Origin of the sequence: Wolbachia endosymbiont (group A) of Anthophora plumipes, assembly GCF_964028115.1 — a bacterium.
Classification (GTDB): domain Bacteria; phylum Pseudomonadota; class Alphaproteobacteria; order Rickettsiales; family Anaplasmataceae; genus Wolbachia.
Window position 1 is genome coordinate 210,567 of the sequence record NZ_OZ034756.1, and the last position, 17,900, is coordinate 228,466.

Sequence of the window (17,900 nt, forward strand, 5' to 3'; positions counted from 1 at the left end):
TAGAATATTCATAATGTTGCATTTTCATCACGATAATGCTATCATTCAGTTAGTATTACTGTTTAATGAGGTATGAGTAATGGTTGACGTAGCTTCTATTGGTGTAAATGCAGTCATTGATCATAAGTATAAAAAAAGAGCGCAATTAACTTTATTAGGGCTATTTCTTGTTGTATCAGCAGCAACTGCTGTCTGGTTTATCTTTCCTGTATCACAAAATGTACTAGTGCCATTTTTGCTCCCAGCCGTATTCTTGTTCTTTACTCTATCTATGGGTTATTACATGTTCATATTTAGTTGTGAAAAAAAATCTTTGGTAAAGAATGTTCTTGGTATGGTTGAACCAGCTGAATCAGTAAAGAGAGTGCATTGCCAAGAAAATATTAAATCCTTATTAGCAGAAGTGAGAAGTACTACGAGAGATAGGTTTTGCAACGCGCTTGTTAATCTTTGTTTTGAAGATCGTATTAAAGCACACACACTTGCATTATCTGTGAAAGAAATTGACGATATTGTGTCTTCAATAAAAAATAAAGACCTCTTAGACCATTTTGATCAATTTTTTACTATTACTGAAGTAAGTAATAAAAAAAATAGAAGTGAATTAATGAACCTCACAAGGGCATATAAGATAATAAGTGAAGAAGATCCAGACAAAATACAGGATTTTTTAGCTACTCAAACAAAAAGTTATTCATGTGAAATAATGTTAACTAAAATTAATAATTTTCTATCACAAGTTAAAGGTTCGGTTTAAATTAGTAGAGGTTAAATAAATATAGTTAAGTCTTTGCAATAGTGATTTTATCAATAATCTTAGTGTGTACTTGATTATCATTTTTTGTTTCAATTTCAGTGATGACATGGCACCTAACGGGCTCTTTTATGGCGATTTCTTTAAACCCTTTTCCAACTTTATTATAAAAATTAACATCCATTTCTTCATATTTATTCTTGTCTTTCGCTCTACTTAACCCAACTTTAACATCAATATCTAGAATAAATGTAATATCTGGATATCTAACTCCAGCCAACCTGTGCAAATCTTCTATTAGTTTTAAATCAACTCCAAACCCATATCCTTGGTATGCAATGGTTGAATCAATAAACCGATCACAAATCACTATTTTCCCTTCTGCAAGAGCTGGTAATATTAATTTTTTCATATGTTCGTGCCTCATCGAGATAAGTAGCAAGAGTTCAGAAATAGGATCAATATTATTTGTTAACAACACTCCTCTTATCTTTTCTGCAAAATCAGTGCCACCTGGTTCTCGAGTCGACACTACATTATTTTCGCCGTGAATTTGCTTAAAATGATTTGCAAGTAGCTTAGATTGTGTTGTTTTACCAGAGCCGTCTATTCCTTCGAAAGTTATGAACATAAGTTTTATAATTATAATACTAAAAAAGAATATGCAAACAGTATACATAGAAACCGTTTGACATTTAAATAATAAGACCGTAAATTACATATGGTATAATAATAGTCTATGGTTGCTCTGAATACTCCTAAAGTCGATTTTAGTTTTACTGCAAAAGATTTTAATCTTTTGGGAGTAGACAATAAATACTATACATTAAGTGACTGTTGTGGAAAAAACGGTCTTATTGTAATGTTTATATGCAATCACTGTCCTTACGTTCAGTCAATTATTAGCAATCTGGTAAGCGATGTTGATCAATTGAAAAAAGATTATCAGGTAAACACCGTTGCAATAATGTCAAATGATGTAAATGAATATCCAGAAGATTCCTTTGAAAATATGATTAATTTTGCCAAGGAAAATAAGTTTACATTTCCATATTTAATTGATAGTACACAGAAAATAGCTAAAGAATACGGGGCTGTTTGCACTCCTGACTTTTTTGGCTTTAATTCCAATTTAAACCTTTGCTATCGTGGACGTTTTAATGACACAAAAAAAGAAAAGGTTCAAAGCTATGAAGTAGGAAGTAGTGACTTATTTCAAGCTATGAAATTTATTGCAGAAACTGGTAATTCTCCAATTGACCAAAAATCAAGTATTGGCTGCTCAATTAAATGGTCTAATTCTACAGGTTAAATATCATGCACAGTGGCTCTCAGCATTTGTTTGATATTATAATTTTACTTTCTGCTGCTGTGTTTATAGTCATAGCGTTCTGGAAAATGAATATTAGTCCAGTGCTCGGTTACTTCGTTGCAGGTGCAGTTATTGGTTCTCATGGATTTAATCTGATACACTCAGCTGAAGCAATGGATAATCTTGCAGAATTTGGTGTAGTTTTCCTATTATTCATTATAGGCCTTGAATTGACATTTGAACGCCTGATCGCTATGCGTATTCATGTATTTGGGTTCGGTTCTCTTCAAGTTATAGTTACCATGGTAGCAATATGGTGCATCGCTCTTGCTTTCGGAGTGAATACGAATATAGCAACAGTTATTGGTGGTGGGCTTGCGCTATCCTCAACAGCAATAGTGTTGCAGGTTCTGCAAGAAAAAGGTTCTCAAGCAAGTCAGGTTGGTAGGTTGTCAATAGCAGTACTATTAATGCAAGATTTTGCAGTGGTACCATTAATAGTATTGGTACCTTTACTTGCTGGCAATTCTGAGCACAGCCTGATAAGCTCATTGGCAGGTTCATTGGTGCAAGCAGCTATTGCATTAGTGCTGATATTTATAACTGGTAGATTATTGCTTAGACCTTTATTTTCGGTTATTGCTAAAATGGAAAGTAATGAGGTCTTTATATCAACAACGCTTTTAATAGTATTAGGAGCAGCATTTATTACTGAGCAATTCCATTTATCGTTGGCATTAGGTGCATTTGTCGCTGGATTGTTAGTTGCAGAAACAGAATACAGACACTCAGTAGAACACGCAGTATTGCCATTTAAAGATTTGTTTCTTGGCTTATTTTTCATGACTGTTGGTATGTCTATCAATACCGAACTTTTACTCAATAAGTTACCACTAATTACTTTATTATCGATTATCCTTATCGTTTTAAAAACATCTATCATATATATATTGTGTAGATTTTTTGGGTTTAAGAGTGCACCTGCTATACAAGCTGGGTTACTACTTTCACAAGGCGGTGAATTTGCGTTTATTTTATTTCGCTTAGCAAATGAACTAAATGTGCTACCAAGTGAAATCGCTCAAGTACTTATGATGGTAACTACAGTAACCATGGCTTTCACTCCTCTTTTATCGGGGCTTGGAGATTGGATAGCAAACTCATTTAGCACTGAGAAAATAATATTAGATGATGAAGCTGTTGAAACAGATACACAAGATCTTTATAACCATGTAATAGTTGCTGGATTTGGTAGAGTGGGATATATGGTAACAAAAATGCTTACTGCAGAGCATTTAAGTTACGTTGTTGTAGATATTCAATCAAAAATAGTCAAAGAAGGAAAAAGTGATAGTTTTCCTATATATCTTGGAGATGTTACAAGATGTGAAATTTTAAAATCAGTAGGAATAGAAAGAGCTCAAGCTCTCGTTATTTCAATAAAGAATGAAGTTACTATAAAAAAAGTTGTTTCCTTAGTTGCTGCAAATTTTCCGCATGTAAATATTGTAATACGCTTACCAGATCTGAGTAATGTGGAGGTTTATAGAGATCTAGGAGCTAGTAAAATTATTCCTGAAACATCTGAGATAGGATTGCAGCTAGGTGGAGCTGCACTGAGCCTCAGTGGTATTAGCGAAAGTGGAGTTACGTCTTTAAAAAGTAGATTCAGAAAAGGCAATTACAGTATGTTAAAAGACCTTGGTAGTGATAAAGATGAATAACTACTTTTCTAATTTTATGTACAGAAAGCTTCAAGCTTTATTGAGGTTTTGCCTATAGTAAATTACGCACATAATCAACCAAGTTAAGGAAAGTGCAAACCAAGTGATTGCATATTCCAAATGCTTCATTGGCTGTATAGCTACTTTGCTGCCAAAATTGTTCGGCCACAATACACACTTCTCTAGCTTAATACCTAACTCATTGGAAATTTCCTCTGTACTCAGGGTAAACCATGTATTCGAAGCAGTATCGTTTTTGATGAACCAATTTTTGCTTTTATTGCTATCGCAATATAAAGTTCCATCTGCAACTACTTTTTCAATTTTTACTTTTTTCTCCTTTTTTTCTCTGACTATTCCTTTATTCACCAACATGTAACGTCCAGTGGTGAGCAACATAGGAGACAGCACGTGATAGCCGTGTTGCCCTGCAAAAACATATAGTTCTATGTCACTTAGAATCCCATCGATCTTGACATACCTATAGTTAAATTTTTCAAGGTCGTTATTGGGCAATAGATGAACAACTGGAAGACTCATACTTTTAATAATATTATTCTTCCAGTTCAATCTGAATATTTGCCATAACCCTAATAAAAAAAGAAGTGAGCAAGGTATAATTAAAATAAATACTGTTTTTTTTAACACTCTATATTTGTGTTCTTAAATAGTTTTCAACACCCATTAGTTCAATAAGGTCTATCTGTTTCTCAATCCAATGGAAATGCTCTTCTTCATTCTTTAACATCTCTTCTAATAACATTACACTAACAAAATCTTTTTCTTTCTCAGCGATAGAAATTGTTTCTTTGATATCCTTAATACCTTTTCCCTCTAATTTTAAATTAGCCTCTAAGATTTTCTGTATTGTGTCTTTTGTAAACTTTCCATCATGCTTTGATATTTCGTTTGTATCCTGAAAATTTGGAACTCCTTTGAATAACAAAATTCTTTCTGCCAACTTGTTTGCATGTTCAAGTTCTTCGTTAAGCTCATTTTTTACCTTTTCTGCAAGTCTATTAATTCCATTGTTTTTGAGAACCGCAAAATGCAAAAGATACTGACGTACAGAAGTCAGCTCATTGGTCAATAATTTGTTCAAATGTTTTACTATCTCTTCATTCATAATCTTCCCTTAGTTCAATTTATCAGCATAATTTATATGATAACGATGATTATAGCAACTCATTTAATAGTTCCTTTGATAACAACCGTATTAAATAGCATGTCGTGGTATGTCTGTTTCTTTTTAGAAAAACAAGCAACTAGATACCAGCAGAGAGTGAGCAGCATTATAATTACTTTCAATGCACTCAAGACATTCACTAATACCTCCTGATCTTGCAAAAATTCAGTAAGGACAACTACTACACTGTTTAACAAAGGAAGAAAAAACTGGGAAGTGCTTCTGTCAAACGCTAAATTCAAGTCTATTTTAGAATTATCTAAATTGATAGTACATATATTCATTAACTGTTGACCTGGAGTTGCTTGGGCCTTTGAAGATATAAAATATGTGAAGTAACTACAATTTACACACATGTATGATAGATGTAAGATCAACGGAGAATCCTCTAATAGCAGTATAATTAATAAAGTTGGAATTAATAAAATTGCTACATCTATTAAATATGCGCAAAAGCGCCTTTGTATACTGGCAATCTCTGTAACAGCGGTCATTACCTATCTTCTAAATACTTTATTATAAAATCTGTAAGTTTATCAAAATGTTGAAAACATGACAAATCTTCATAACCGCTTATTGATTGACCGTATATAATAGGTAAACAATTGGCATTTTGTGCACACAGAACATCTGTGATGCTATCACCAACGAAAAACACATTTTCTCTATTTATAGGCAACGTACTCTCTTCTAGTGCAAATAGCAGTGGGGTTGCAGATGGTTTATCTTCCGCGGTATCGCATGACCCAACCACTCTTTCAAAGTAAGAATCCAGTTTAAAATAGGTAACTTCTTCACGTAAATTAGTATTTTTCTTATTACTTACTATTGCTAGATAAATATTGTGGCTTTTTAGTGTCTGCAACATTTTCTCTACTCCTTGATTCAGAGCAATGTTTTGCAATAGTGCATCGTCTAAATATTGTTGATATATCTGGTTCGCTTTTTTCCACTGATCGCCAAATAAATTGACCATATAGCTCTTTCTCGACTCATGGGAATTTCTATCAGCAGCTTTATTACTATACCCCATTGAGTTTATGGTATGCTTAATAGCATTAAAAATGTTATCTTGAGTGTCAACTAAGGTATTATCCCAATCGAATACTACTGCTAATTGACTATCCTTCATCTCTTATATGGTTATACATTTCAACTTAATAAGTAAATAGCATTTTAATAAAAAAAGTATAAATAGGACGCTCTTACTCTTTACCACAAGTTATGTTAACTGTTTTTTATATAATTAGCTAATATACTGGTTATATGATATGTTTTAATAGGTAACAGGTATGGCCCAGACATCTAAAGAAAGTGTTGAAAAAAAGTTTAAAGGTGTCTTTGAACGTTCTCCAGGTGCTTTTCCAGAAGGTACTCCGTTAGAAGAGAAGGTTAATTATATTGCAAAAGGAACAAAGGCTCTAAAGGCTATGAAAAGTAAAGAGCTCGAAAACAAAATGAAAAGCGTTGCAGAATTGAATCAGAAATTTGAAAGTCAAAAAAGGCGTACAGATGAAAAAGTACATCAAGATTTTGAAAGAATTGCTGAGCTTGACCAACAATATAAAGGGAAGGGCATCTTCACAAGTGAAAAAGTTGCAGAGCCAAAAAGTGACAAAAAATTTCAAGAAGCAGCCAACACTCTTAGAGAAACTACAGCAGAAGGTAAAAGCGTTGAACAGAGTGGACAAAAAAAGACTTTTGAGGCTTCTGTACAAACAGATACACAGCCATCAGAGCACATCGTTAGTCCCTCAGTGAGCAAGAGTTCTGTAAAAGAGAAGCCCAACACTGAGCCAGGCAAAAAAGATACCACACCTCAACCACAAGAAAATCAAAAAGAAGAAGGGTTTTTGAGTCTTCTGAAGCGCTTTGTTAAGAAAATATTAGAAAAACTTTTAGGTGAGGATGAAAAGAGTGTGGAAAATGCTCGTGGCATAAAAGAAGATGCCCAAAGAGATACGTCAAATAACGAAGAGCAACAAAAGAGTAAGCACTTTGATAAAATTTTAAATCAGGACCAAAGTATAAGCAAGGGCTTAGAGCAAGCAACACAACTTGAAAACCCAACGATAACACCTGTTAATACTCCTGAAGTAAATACAGGTCGTGAAAGGTGATCCGCTTTCAAGCTTCATTATACCGCCACGAACCATCATACCGCCGCGGTATCTCTTAACATAGATCCCGCTAACAAGCAGCGGGATGACGATTGTCAGGGTGTCATCCCAGCGCCTCTATGATGTCATCCCAGTGCCTCCTTCTTGTATCTTGTCAAAAGCATCTAATGTTTTAAGCTTAAGCATTAGGTGGAGAAGGGAGGAACTCTGTGCTTCCTCTTAGATATAAAATCTGTAGAGGAGATAAGAATTCCCTTCTCAAAAGTATAGGCTGGACGGTATCGTAGAAAGACCTGAATGGTTCTAATTCTGTATTCACAAGACTAGCCTTACTTTTCATTTTTAATGGTAACGTATGGGGTTATATATGATCAACAACTTTTTGGGCATAGATATATCAAAAGATCGCTTTGATGTTTTTCTCTCATTTATAAGCAAAAAAGGAAAGCGTGAAACTAGAAAAAGAAGCTTTAAGAACGATGATCATGGGTTTCAAAGTCTACTGAATTTTCTACACAAACATAATGTAGAAAAAGTAAAAACCTGCATGGAATCTACTGGTTGTTATAGCGAAGCACTGGCTGAATTTCTACACAATGCTGGACATTTTGTAAGTGTTGTAAATCCTTATTGCATAAAATCTTATGCAAGGAGTAAGCTGATACGACAAAAGAATGATCAGACCGATGCAGAAGTTATTGCTGATTATTGCCAAAGACAGGAACCTTCTAGTTGGACACCACCTTCTCCTGAAATGAAAAAATTAAAACATCTTTATCGTTGCTCAGTTGCGTTAAAAGATGAGTTAACATTAGTAAATAACCACTTAGAAAAAAAAGAGAGACTGCCTAAAGAAGTTGCAAATGCTTGGGAAGACCTTGCAATGAATATAGCTCAAAAAATAGAAACAATAAAAAACTCCGTACGTGAACTATTAAATCAACACAAAGAATTGTTGGAAAATTTTCAACTTCTATTGACTATTCCAGGCATAGGAGAAGAATCAGCAATAGCTATTTTAGCTGAAGTTTCTGATATAGAGGTTTTTAGAGATGCCAGGCAATTGGCAGCATATACAGGAGTTATACCACGAAATATGACGTCAGGTTCCTCTGTATATGCCAAACCCAGATTAAGTAAATCCGGTTCACAAACATTACGTAAGGCACTTTTCTTTCCTGCCATAGTAGCTAAGAATCACAATCCTATCATTATGAGCTTTTGCCAAAGATTAAAGGAAAAGGGTAAGCATAATATGGCCATCGTTGGTGCTGCAATGCGTAAGCTACTCCATATCATTTTCGGTATTCTGACATCCAAAAGTGCTTTTGATCCTAATACCAAACTTCGTTATTGGGAAGACAAATAGAATATACGATAAATTCACTTAAACCTCCAGTTATAGGCGGAAAGCACTCTTTTTCATTTGTCTCATTATTATTGAGAATTGGTATAACCATATCAAAAACTACAGGGCTAGGAGGTTGACTGAAGGTTTAGTACTTTAAAATCAAAAATGCTTCCTATCTATCTTATGTAAAGTGGTATCTTACACAAATTTATTGAGTGTTGTTGGTTAGTGGATATGTTGATAAGTAAACTTCATCTGTTTTGTGCGTATAAAACTAATTTACTTATCAACATATCCACTAACTATAATCTGTGTACTGTTACACAATTGGAAGTATTTTTTGATTTTATGATGCAACTTGGGAAATTTTTATAATTTTTTTGTTGACTAACAAGACGGTATCTCCTGTCATCCCAGCACCTTCTTCCTGTTATCTGAGTAGCTGACACTGTACGAACATTGTCTATCAGGAAGGTGTCATGCAAGTAGCTGACACTGGTTCTTTTATGACGGTGTCATTCTAGTCTGGAATCCAGGAAACTTAATTGCAAGTAATGCATTGGGTTTGGTGAGTATAAAAGTGTTGTGTTATGGCTAACGCTGGCTAGGTTTTCCTGCATCATACCGCCGCGGTATCTCTAGATCCCGCTAACAAGCAGCGGGATGACGGTTGTCAGGGTGTCATTCCAGCGCCCCTATAATGTCATCCCAGTACTCCTATAATGTCATCCCAGTGCTCCTATAATGTCATCCCAGTGCTCCTATAATGTCATCCCAGTGCGTGACACTGGGATCTCATTTCACTCTATAATAGCAGTGCTCCTTTCTTGTCATCCCAGTACTGATTAGCTATAAAATTTAAGAAGATATTTAAGAAATTTACCAAGCGGAAAAAAAGGCAAAAGAAGCCCCGTGGTGCGAGTTTTGACTCTATATTACTGTAAGTGGCGCTGTAATAATGTGCTAACGCTTAAAATAAGCGCGATTTGGCTGAATGTAGAAAAAATAAAAAAGACATGCAGCCGCTATAATTTTATGTAGTCCGCCAAAAAATACCCTAAGTTTTTTACTGAATTTTGTCATTGAGCCTGCAGGTCAAAAACAAGTTTTGAGTCAGAAATACCCTTAATACTACAATAAGGGGGCTGGCGGAGTTTGTCAAGCAAGTTTTTTTTCTACTGAATGACAGTTGTGGCTTGGGAGGTAGTGCAAGAAGTCTATTTCCACAAAAATGCTTCAATTTATCTTAACATTTTGTCAACTACCTTTATAGGAATGACAATTTAAAAGGGCATTTTTACATATTCCATATGGCTGCCAATTGCACCCCTCACATGCGTAATCAAATTTCTTTAAAGACATTTTCTCTCTAATCTTTTTTACCGCCTCATTCCAAGTTAAAGTCTCGCCAATTTTTATTCCTAAAATTCCCATATGCCTTCTATCTAGCTCTAAAACTTTAGCTTGTGTGGTGCATTTACCTTGTTTAATCTGGTTTGGGCAAGCACTACAAATACTATCAAGATTGCCAACTACTTTGATTTGAGTGTTAGGATCACTCATTACTTTGCTTGCTATCTTTTTATAATTTTCTATAAAATCCCGAGAATATCCATACCCTTGAAATGCAAGGGTGCACATGAAATGATGAGGACGAAACCTTATCACTTTTTCAAATACTGCAAAGCCGCTACGAGTAGAAAAATTTTTACCAAACCAGGAAGGATAAATGGTAAAACACCCACCATTATTGCTTGTCCCAGACCCAAGTAAACAGCAAGCCAACTAACACCACAAATAAAGATTACAACTGTACCAGCCAGACAACTTAAAGAATTACACACAAATGATTTATATTTAGAGTTCAGTAATTCATTTACTTTGCTCATTACCATAACAGCAGCTAAACAGCCAATTAAATATCCACCTGTTGGTCCGAGAAAAATGTGATAACCACCAGAAAAATTCGCAAAAACAGGAAATCCTGCTGCACCAAGTGATAGATATGTAAGCACAGAATAGAATGCTGTTCTGCGGTTAAATTTAAGCCCAATAAGCATTACTCCTAAAGTTTGCAATGTGATAGGCACAGGCTGCAATGGTACGCTTATTTGAGCCATCAAGAATAAAAGTAAAACGCAAGACAATATTTCAGCCAGTGTTGATCTGCTGCTAGATTGTGTTATAAACATACCTTCCCAATAAAAATAACTTATTAAATGTAATATATGTGTATAAGAGGTTTTGCAATTTAAATTTTGCTCATATTGTGCTACAATGAATTATTTATGCACTATTAAATTAAAAATGATGAGTAAACAAGATCTATTATCGTTGATGAAAGCAAGACACAGCGGACGTTCATACGATACTACAAGAGCAATATCTCAGGAAGACATGGATATTTTAATAGAAGCTGTAAGGCTGACTCCCTCATGTTTTGGTGATGAACCTTGGAGATATGTGATATGCAACAAACAGAACAATCAAAGCGCATGGGAAAAGCTGCTAAATTGTCTTGATGAATCTAATCAAAAATGGGCAAAAGATGCACAAGTGTTAATCATATCTTTAAGTGCTAAAAACTTCCGTAAACGAGGTAAAGGAGAAAATCTTTGGGCTAGTCATGATACTGGTGCAGCAAATTATGCACTTATGCTACAGGCTGCATCTGTGAACTTAATGGCTCATCAAATGGGTGGATTTGATAGAGATAAAATAGTAGAAAGATTCAACATATCCGATGATTTTAATGTAATGTCAGTGATAGCGGTTGGTTACGAAGAAGAGGGCGCTGAAACAAGTAAGAAAAAAAGAAGACCAATAGAAGAAATATTTTTTTATGATGAGTGGCCAAGGTCCTAAAAATTTTATCAAGATGCACGGTACTGGCAATAATTTTGTTATCATAGACTCACGTTCAACAAACAATTTAGACTGGAACTATAGACAAATTGCTGATCAAAGCAGTTGTGATCAAGTGATAATTATAACAATGTCTAATGCTGCAGACTGCTTTATACATATCTATAATGCTGATGGTAGTCGAGCTGAAATGTGCGGAAACGCAGCACGCTGTGTTGGATATTTGATAATGTCAGAAAAAGGTACTGAGTATATCACTATTGAGCTGGTAAACAAACGCATTTTAGAGTGTTTTAAAGTTGGTGATAAATCCATAAAGGTTAACATGGGTAAACCTTTGCTAAAATGGCATGAAATTCCCTTGTCTACTGAGTGTGACACTCTTCACTTACCTATAGAGCTTGAAATGCTAAAAGATCCTGTTGCAGTAAATATTGGTAACCCTCATATAGTTTTTTTTGTTGATAACATAAGTGAAATACCATTACGAAATTTAGGACCAAAGCTAGAAAATCACGTACTATTTCCTCAGAAAATTAATATTAGTATTGCACAAGTTGAAAAGTCTGGAGAAATAGCTTTAAGAGTTTGGGAAAGAGGTACAGGCATTACTGCATCATGCGGTAGTGCAGCCTGTGCAGCACTTGTTGCATCCACACTACGTGGATATCTGACTGCCCAACAGACTTCAGTAGATTTACCAGGAGGTAAGTTATTAATCGAATGGGCAAATAACGTATTCATGACCGGTGATATAGGATTTTTGTGATAATTGTTTTCACAATGCAAAACTACTTGACAAACTCCGCCAGCCCCCTTATCATGATAGTGAAGGTATTCAGTTATCTTCATCTGTGCAGATTAAACAGCAAGAAAACAACGTAGTTGGCGTCTTATTTTTAATTTTTTGCACTATGTGCACCTTATGTCTTCACAACATTTCTGGGTTTTTACCTATATAAGCTGAAACGCGCTTATAAGTCGTTTAAGACAGTATAGTACGCCAATTTGCAGGATTAGAGAGTGACAACTAGCTAACACGGGGTTTCTTTTGCCTTTTTTTCTGCTTAGTAAATTTCTTAAACATTTAAACTAAGGTGAGTTGCATTTAAAAGCAGCTAAATTGCGGTGTTTAAGACTTAAAAAACGCCAATACTGAAAATAGACAATGACTAGGGCTTCTTTTGCCTTTTTTTTCGTTTGGTAAATTTCTTAACGTTTGTAGCTAAAAGAGCCCAAGAGAGGTGTCATCCCGCTGCTTGTTAGCGGGATCTATGTTAAGAGATACCGCGAATGAATCGCGGTATGACGTAGGACTGCTGTCATCCCAGTGCCCTGACACTGGGATCCAGCTAAGTTAGTGAGTGTAAACAGTAGCCAACCTTACGTTAAAACACAACGTTCTTGATGAGATTGCATAAAAACTGGATTCCTTACATCATAGAGGCACTGCCATTATAGAGTGAACCAGTGTCTGGGCACTGGGATGACAAAAAAAGGGGCTACTTGGATGACAAAAAAGAGGCACTGGGATGACATCATAGGGGCGCTGGGATGACACCCTGACAATCGTCATCCCGCTGCTTGTTAGCGGGATCTGCTGAGATACCGTGGCGGCATGACGCAGAGCTCACGTTAGCTATACTTTTATACTCACCAACTCAGTATCCAATCTGGATCCCAGTGGGCTTTGTTGCATAGCAGCAGAAAAACTAGTGATTACTGACTAAATTCATTATAAAATGACGATTTAAGGATAAATATGCCACAAAAAATGAGAGTCAGTAACCATAGAGAATATAACAAATTTCTAGAAAAAAGAGGAAATATTTTTCATTATATCAACGAAGCCATAGAAAATTGGTATGAAATTGGGCCAAAAATGTAGGGTGGCAACAATATTTACAGCAACAAAGTGGTAATTTTGATACATATAATAACCCATCTATTCAGAATAGGTTTGAGTGGGATTTTTAGAGGGATACATTGAACAAATAGGAAAAAATTTGCAGCTATTCACAAGCATCAAAAGAAACTTGATATTAAGATCAATGATTGCAGAGTTGATAAAAATAAGATGGAAGATATCGAAATTGCTATAGACAGTACAGGAATTAGTATATACAACAACACACAGCAAAGAAAATAGCAAAGATAGAGAGTACCGCAGCTATAAACAAGTAAGAAAATTGCACATAATGTTGAGCAAACAAGTCATAGCTACAAAATACAGTAATGGCGTTTACTCTGATCACTATGGAGCATTGGGGAAATTTGATGTTAAATATGCTATAAAAGCACTATATGCAGATAGGGCATATGATAGAAAAAAGCTCTATAAGCTGTGTAATCAATATGGCATAAAAACGAAAATTCCTCCGAAAAACAACGCAGCAGAGCATCCAAAATTGGATTATATGCTTGATAGAAATGCCGCTATTCAGTTAATGAAATTACATGGTGAGAATGGTATAAAAAGATGGAAAGAAGAAGTAAATTACGGAAAAAGATCGTATATTGAAGGATTTTTCTCAAGGTTGAAGCGAATATTTGGGTTTAGTTTTAAGAATAAATCTGAGACAAATAGAGAGAAGAAACTGCTTATTAAATGCTACTTAATGAACAAATTTACTGCAATTGGTATGCCTAAATTTGAAATAGTCGCATAAAATTATTTACTCTGGAAAAAACTTACGTTGCTATGCAACAAAGCCCACTGGGATCTAGAAAAAAGAAATGTGGATTCCAGTGTCAAGGCACTGGAATAAGACCACTTACTACGTATTTAAACTATAATGTTCATCATTACACGCTGGCAGGATGTCATATATAGTGTTACCCAGGTAGCTGTGTTGGGGCTTATCGTCTTTAAGATCCCAATTAGATAGAAGGTTTGTACTTTTTTCAAATCAAAGCTTGAATTTTTGCTCGAAAATCAATATATTATATATATGAAGTTTTAATTTAAGTTGTTATGTTGACCCCAATGGCAAGCTTATGTGTTGATAGCAGAACCAATCTCATGCAATATATTGCTAGAGTGCAAAAATTCCCTATGCTGTCTCAAGAGGAAGAGGTACGATTAGCAAAAAATTGGAACCAATATAAGGATATTTCTTCTGCTCATAAATTGATTACCAGCCATTTGAATTTGGTAGTGAAAATTGCAATGAAATTCAAAAATTATGGACTATTGTTGATGGACCTGGTCATGGAAGGGAATATGGGTTTAATGCATGCAGTAAAAAAGTTTAATCCTGATTTAGGGTTTCGTTTTTCAACTTATGCAGTGTGGTGGATTGAAGCTTCAATAAAAGACTTTATATTGAAATCTTGGTCGTTCGTGAAAATAGGCACAACGCAAGCACAAAGAAGATTATTTTTTAGTTTACGTAAAATAAAAAAAAGAATTTTACAGTATACAAACAGAGAGACTTTAAGTAATGAAGAAATAAAAGCAATATCTAATGAGCTTTCTGTATCCGAAGGAGATGTTCTGCAGATGAATTACCGTTTGGCTTGTAAGGATCAGTCGCTAAACGATTGCATAAAAATAGGTGATGACTCTAAAAGGGAGTTGCAAGATATGATCCCATGTAACTTGGTCAGTCAAGAAGTAACCTATCAGAATCATGAAGAAAAAGAATTAAAAGAAACAATTTTAAACAATGCACTAGCAAGCCTTAACGAAAGGGCAAGAGACATTTTTATCAGTAGATATTTGTCTGAAAACACTCAAACTCTAGATGAACTTAGTAAAAAATATTGTGTTTCAAGAGAAAGAATAAGACAGTTGGCTGAGCAGGCGATGGCTAAGGTAAAACAATATATACAATCAGAAAGTTTGAAATTTGGTTTGCATGCGTAGTTTTTTTATATTTCTAATATTTTTTTCAATAGGCACTTTTGCATCGGTTAGTGATGTGCAATTGAAGGAAAAATACAAAGACTGGCTTGTATATACTGCATCAGAAGATGGAGAGAAAGTATGTTACATTGTATCTTACCCTAAGACAAAAAGCGAGCATTATACAACCAATCGCAAGCCGTATGTAATGGTCAGTTATGTTGATAAAAAAGCAGATGAGGTAAGCGTTACCTCTGGTTTTCAGTATGATAAGGAGCCTGTAGCTCTCAATATCGACAAAAAAATTAAATATACACTGCCTATAATACAGGGAAGTTTTGCGTGGGCAGAGCATACAAAAATAGATCAAGATCTCATTCTAAAAATGAAGCAGGGATTATCAATGGTAGTTAATGGAAAAACAAAAACAGTGACCATTGATGATACTTATTCCCTACTTGGTTTTCAAAAAGCGTATCAAAAAATGCATGATTTATGTCATACAAAGTAAATCATTGTAACAAAATACCCAGCTATAGTATAAACTGGACTACTCTTTCAATGGAAATATAAATAGCACTTTACTTTATATAGGATGTGGATATCATTTAAAATATATTTTTGAGAGTTAGCAATGTCAGAGGTTGCAGGTGTAGATACAGAAATCAAAAAGCAAAATTCTGTGTGCGAGCAGATGCGTTTTAGCGTGAGCCGTACAAGTCTTTTAAATACATTATCCAGAGTAAGTGGAGTGGTTGAAAGGCGTAATGCAATAGATGTTTTGGCATGTATAAATATCAAAGCACAACACGGCAGCATAAAATTAATGGCAACTGATCTTGACATTTCAATGTTTGCCTCACTTGCTTCAACCGTATTAACAGAAGGAGAAGTAAAAATTTCAGCGCATACTTTACATGACATAGTGAAGAAGTTACCCGCTGATTTGGATGTCAATTTTGAAGTAAACAACCAAAGAAAATTATTGATGTCTTGCGGAAATGCAAACTTTTCTTTACCGAATGTAGTTTCAAGCAGCTTTCCTGCTCTTGAAGAAGACAATTATAAACATGATTTTATTCTACTAAATACGGACCTGATAGACTTATTAACTAAAACAAAATTTGCTGTATCACTAGATGATACAAGGTATAATTTAAATGGAATATATCTACATACAGACGAGCAGTTTCTGTACTGCGTTGCAACTGATGGTCACCGTTTATCATGTATAAAGAGACCAAAGCCTGGGAACATCAATGGCGAATTTGGTGTGATCATTCCACGTAAAACTGTTATGGAGCTGTTAAAAATATTGGACGACTGTAATGAAATTAATGTAAAACTCTCAGACAGAAAAATCAAGTTTACATGCGGTGAATATATTCTAATATCAAAATTAATAGATGGGACTTTTCCAAATTATAAAGCAGTTATTCCAGCATCTCAAGATAAGCATATGATTATTGAAAGTAAAAAACTTTCAGATGTTATAGATCGAGTTTCCGTTGTTGTATCTGATAAAGTAAAATCCATTAAATTCTCACTACAAGAAAAGCTGCTGACTCTGCATTCAAACTCTCAAGAGTGCAATGATGCAACTGAATCCATAGAAGTGGACTACAATGAAGCCCCTATAGAAATAGGGTTTAACTCGCGTTATTTACTTGATGTTCTATCCTGCATAAAAAATAAATGTAAGTTTAGCTTAGCCGATGGTAATAGTGCTACAATTATCACTGATGAAGACGATTCAAGTGTATTATATGTAGTGATGCCAATGAGAACTTAAACTTGTCATCCCGCTTCTTGTTAGCAGGATCTGGAGATACCGTGGCGGTATGACACTTATTTCACTAAGAACGTTACTTTTTATTAAATTAGTAATCTATCTTTACCAAATATAAGCCAAAAGGTGGTGCAGTAACTCCAGCTGCATTTCTTTTGCATTGGTTTAATATATTTAGCATTTCTTGTGGATTAGTTCTATTTTTTCCAAATTCAACTAAAGTACCCACAATGATCCTCACTTGGTTATGTAAAAAGGAAATAGCAGATATTTTGATGTGTATATGATTCCCATTTTGTATTATATCGATATCATCAATTGTTCTCATCGGATTTGCGGCTTGACAATCTTTTAAACGAAAACTTGAAAAGTCATGTTTTCCAAGTAGATGTTTAGCAGCTTCACGCATAATATTTACATCAAGTGGGTTAAACACTTGCCATACATAACCTGTCTCCAGAGCGGCAGGAGCATAGCGATTAACTATTCTGTATTCGTAATATCTTTTTTTTGCTGAAAACCGTGCGTGAAACGCATCATCTACAACTTCTGCATTCAGTACAACTATGGGAATTGATTTTAAATGATAATTTATTGCGTTTCTTATTCTATAAAGCTCAAATTCCTTTTCCATATCAAAATGAGCAATTTGTCCTAAAGCATGAACCCCTGCATCAGTCCTGCCACCGCAGTACAAAGTAACTTTCTCACCACTAAAATTAAATATAGCATTTTCTATGGCTTCCTGGATTGAATTAGCAGAATGTTGCTGCTTCTGCCAGCCAGAGAAACTACTACCATTGTATTCTATCGTTATTTTGTATCGCACTGCAGAGTCTATCTAACTTTCTATCTTAATATAATTTAGGTAGCTAATTTTTCTACGATAACGTTCTTCGTTATTAAAAAACCCTTGGCAGGTTGTTCACGTTCGATTATCATGGAAGTTATA

The 17,900-nt window shown here is 34.8% G+C and carries 22 protein-coding genes; 14 read left to right on the plus strand and 8 right to left on the minus strand.

Annotated features, from left to right (window positions below):
• Positions 1 to 79 precede the first annotated feature (79 nt).
• Positions 80 to 757, plus strand: a complete 678-nt coding sequence (locus ABWU75_RS01115; RefSeq protein ID WP_353286897.1) for a hypothetical protein — start codon at positions 80 to 82, stop codon at positions 755 to 757.
• A gap of 25 nt (positions 758 to 782) precedes the next feature.
• Here ABWU75_RS01115 and tmk read toward each other — a convergent pair whose 3' ends face one another.
• Positions 783 to 1,385, minus strand: a complete 603-nt coding sequence (gene tmk / locus ABWU75_RS01120) for a dTMP kinase (protein ID WP_253302246.1) — start codon at positions 1,383 to 1,385, stop codon at positions 783 to 785.
• 108 nt (positions 1,386 to 1,493) lie between these two features.
• Here tmk and ABWU75_RS01125 point away from each other — a divergent pair, with 108 nt between their 5' ends.
• Together ABWU75_RS01125 and ABWU75_RS01130 are read left to right on the plus strand one after the other, a co-directional pair.
• Positions 1,494 to 2,066, plus strand: coding sequence for a thioredoxin family protein (locus ABWU75_RS01125; protein WP_182367219.1), 573 nt, complete (start codon positions 1,494 to 1,496; stop codon positions 2,064 to 2,066).
• 5 nt (positions 2,067 to 2,071) lie between these two features.
• On the plus strand, positions 2,072 to 3,790 hold the full coding sequence (locus tag ABWU75_RS01130; RefSeq protein WP_264688048.1) for a monovalent cation:proton antiporter-2 (CPA2) family protein: 1,719 nt from the start codon (positions 2,072 to 2,074) through the stop codon (positions 3,788 to 3,790).
• 30 nt (positions 3,791 to 3,820) lie between these two features.
• Here ABWU75_RS01130 and ABWU75_RS01135 read toward each other — a convergent pair whose 3' ends face one another.
• From ABWU75_RS01135 to ABWU75_RS01150, 4 genes are read right to left on the minus strand one after another with little or no spacing between them, the layout of a single operon-like run.
• Positions 3,821 to 4,438 carry an SURF1 family protein gene (locus ABWU75_RS01135; protein WP_353286898.1) on the minus strand — a complete coding sequence of 206 codons (618 nt, stop codon included), beginning with the start codon at positions 4,436 to 4,438 and terminating at the stop codon, positions 3,821 to 3,823.
• A 1-nt stretch (position 4,439) separates the two neighbouring features.
• The gene (gene bfr, locus ABWU75_RS01140; RefSeq protein WP_264732003.1) at positions 4,440 to 4,916 is read right to left on the minus strand and encodes a bacterioferritin; all 477 of its coding nucleotides are present in this window, start codon (positions 4,914 to 4,916) and stop codon (positions 4,440 to 4,442) included.
• Positions 4,917 to 4,975: 59 nt separating this feature from the next.
• On the minus strand, positions 4,976 to 5,470 hold the full coding sequence (locus ABWU75_RS01145) for an RDD family protein (protein ID WP_253309894.1): 495 nt from the start codon (positions 5,468 to 5,470) through the stop codon (positions 4,976 to 4,978).
• Positions 5,470 to 6,108, minus strand: a complete 639-nt coding sequence (locus tag ABWU75_RS01150) for an HAD family hydrolase (RefSeq protein ID WP_264732005.1) — start codon at positions 6,106 to 6,108, stop codon at positions 5,470 to 5,472. Before ABWU75_RS01150 ends, ABWU75_RS01145 begins: the two co-directional genes overlap by 1 nt.
• A gap of 160 nt (positions 6,109 to 6,268) precedes the next feature.
• On the opposite strand from ABWU75_RS01150, the gene ABWU75_RS01155 reads away from it, so the two are divergent.
• The 3 genes from ABWU75_RS01155 (at position 6,269) to ABWU75_RS01165 (ending at position 8,465) form a co-directional block, all read left to right on the plus strand.
• Positions 6,269 to 7,096, plus strand: coding sequence for a hypothetical protein (locus tag ABWU75_RS01155; protein WP_353286899.1), 828 nt, complete (start codon positions 6,269 to 6,271; stop codon positions 7,094 to 7,096).
• Between the two features lie 85 nt (positions 7,097 to 7,181).
• On the plus strand, positions 7,182 to 7,319 hold the full coding sequence (locus ABWU75_RS01160; RefSeq protein WP_265017218.1) for a hypothetical protein: 138 nt from the start codon (positions 7,182 to 7,184) through the stop codon (positions 7,317 to 7,319).
• A 144-nt stretch (positions 7,320 to 7,463) separates the two neighbouring features.
• Entirely contained in the window at positions 7,464 to 8,465 is a 1,002-nt protein-coding gene (locus ABWU75_RS01165) for an IS110 family transposase (protein WP_353286900.1), read from the plus strand.
• Between the two features lie 1,239 nt (positions 8,466 to 9,704).
• Here the strand turns inward: ABWU75_RS01165 and ABWU75_RS01170 are convergent.
• Together ABWU75_RS01170 and ABWU75_RS01175 are read right to left on the minus strand one after the other, a co-directional pair.
• Positions 9,705 to 10,115: a DUF1284 domain-containing protein gene (locus ABWU75_RS01170; protein ID WP_253309887.1), complete on the minus strand. Its 411-nt coding sequence runs from the start codon at positions 10,113 to 10,115 to the stop codon at positions 9,705 to 9,707.
• Positions 10,112 to 10,639 (minus strand): biotin transporter BioY, encoded by a 528-nt coding sequence (locus ABWU75_RS01175; RefSeq protein WP_250296035.1) that lies wholly within the window; start codon positions 10,637 to 10,639, stop codon positions 10,112 to 10,114. Before ABWU75_RS01175 ends, ABWU75_RS01170 begins: the two co-directional genes overlap by 4 nt.
• Positions 10,640 to 10,724: 85 nt before the next feature.
• Between ABWU75_RS01175 and ABWU75_RS01180 the strand changes: the two genes are divergently transcribed.
• From ABWU75_RS01180 to dnaN, 8 genes are all read left to right on the plus strand, one after another.
• On the plus strand, positions 10,725 to 11,312 hold the full coding sequence (locus ABWU75_RS01180; protein ID WP_264732013.1) for a nitroreductase family protein: 588 nt from the start codon (positions 10,725 to 10,727) through the stop codon (positions 11,310 to 11,312).
• Positions 11,293 to 12,081, plus strand: coding sequence for a diaminopimelate epimerase (dapF, locus tag ABWU75_RS01185; protein ID WP_253309959.1), 789 nt, complete (start codon positions 11,293 to 11,295; stop codon positions 12,079 to 12,081). Before ABWU75_RS01180 ends, dapF begins: the two co-directional genes overlap by 20 nt.
• Positions 12,082 to 13,074: 993 nt before the next feature.
• Complete coding sequence (locus ABWU75_RS01190) at positions 13,075 to 13,200, plus strand: hypothetical protein (protein ID WP_264732015.1); 126 nt, start codon at positions 13,075 to 13,077, stop codon at positions 13,198 to 13,200.
• Positions 13,201 to 13,276: 76 nt separating this feature from the next.
• Positions 13,277 to 13,414, plus strand: coding sequence for a hypothetical protein (locus tag ABWU75_RS01195; protein WP_353286901.1), 138 nt, complete (start codon positions 13,277 to 13,279; stop codon positions 13,412 to 13,414).
• 96 nt (positions 13,415 to 13,510) lie between these two features.
• Entirely contained in the window at positions 13,511 to 13,981 is a 471-nt protein-coding gene (locus ABWU75_RS01200) for a transposase (RefSeq protein ID WP_353286902.1), read from the plus strand.
• A 305-nt stretch (positions 13,982 to 14,286) separates the two neighbouring features.
• The gene (locus ABWU75_RS01205) at positions 14,287 to 15,180 is read left to right on the plus strand and encodes an RNA polymerase factor sigma-32 (protein WP_253309418.1); all 894 of its coding nucleotides are present in this window, start codon (positions 14,287 to 14,289) and stop codon (positions 15,178 to 15,180) included.
• Positions 15,173 to 15,670: an invasion associated locus B family protein gene (locus ABWU75_RS01210; RefSeq protein ID WP_353286903.1), complete on the plus strand. Its 498-nt coding sequence runs from the start codon at positions 15,173 to 15,175 to the stop codon at positions 15,668 to 15,670. Before ABWU75_RS01205 ends, ABWU75_RS01210 begins: the two co-directional genes overlap by 8 nt.
• Before the next feature lie 123 nt (positions 15,671 to 15,793).
• On the plus strand, positions 15,794 to 16,951 hold the full coding sequence (gene dnaN / locus ABWU75_RS01215) for a DNA polymerase III subunit beta (RefSeq protein WP_264732021.1): 1,158 nt from the start codon (positions 15,794 to 15,796) through the stop codon (positions 16,949 to 16,951).
• 88 nt (positions 16,952 to 17,039) lie between these two features.
• On the opposite strand, the gene truA is transcribed toward dnaN, so the two are convergent.
• The gene (truA, locus tag ABWU75_RS01220) at positions 17,040 to 17,777 is read right to left on the minus strand and encodes a tRNA pseudouridine(38-40) synthase TruA (RefSeq protein WP_353286904.1); all 738 of its coding nucleotides are present in this window, start codon (positions 17,775 to 17,777) and stop codon (positions 17,040 to 17,042) included.
• Between the last annotated feature and the right edge of the window lie 123 nt (positions 17,778 to 17,900).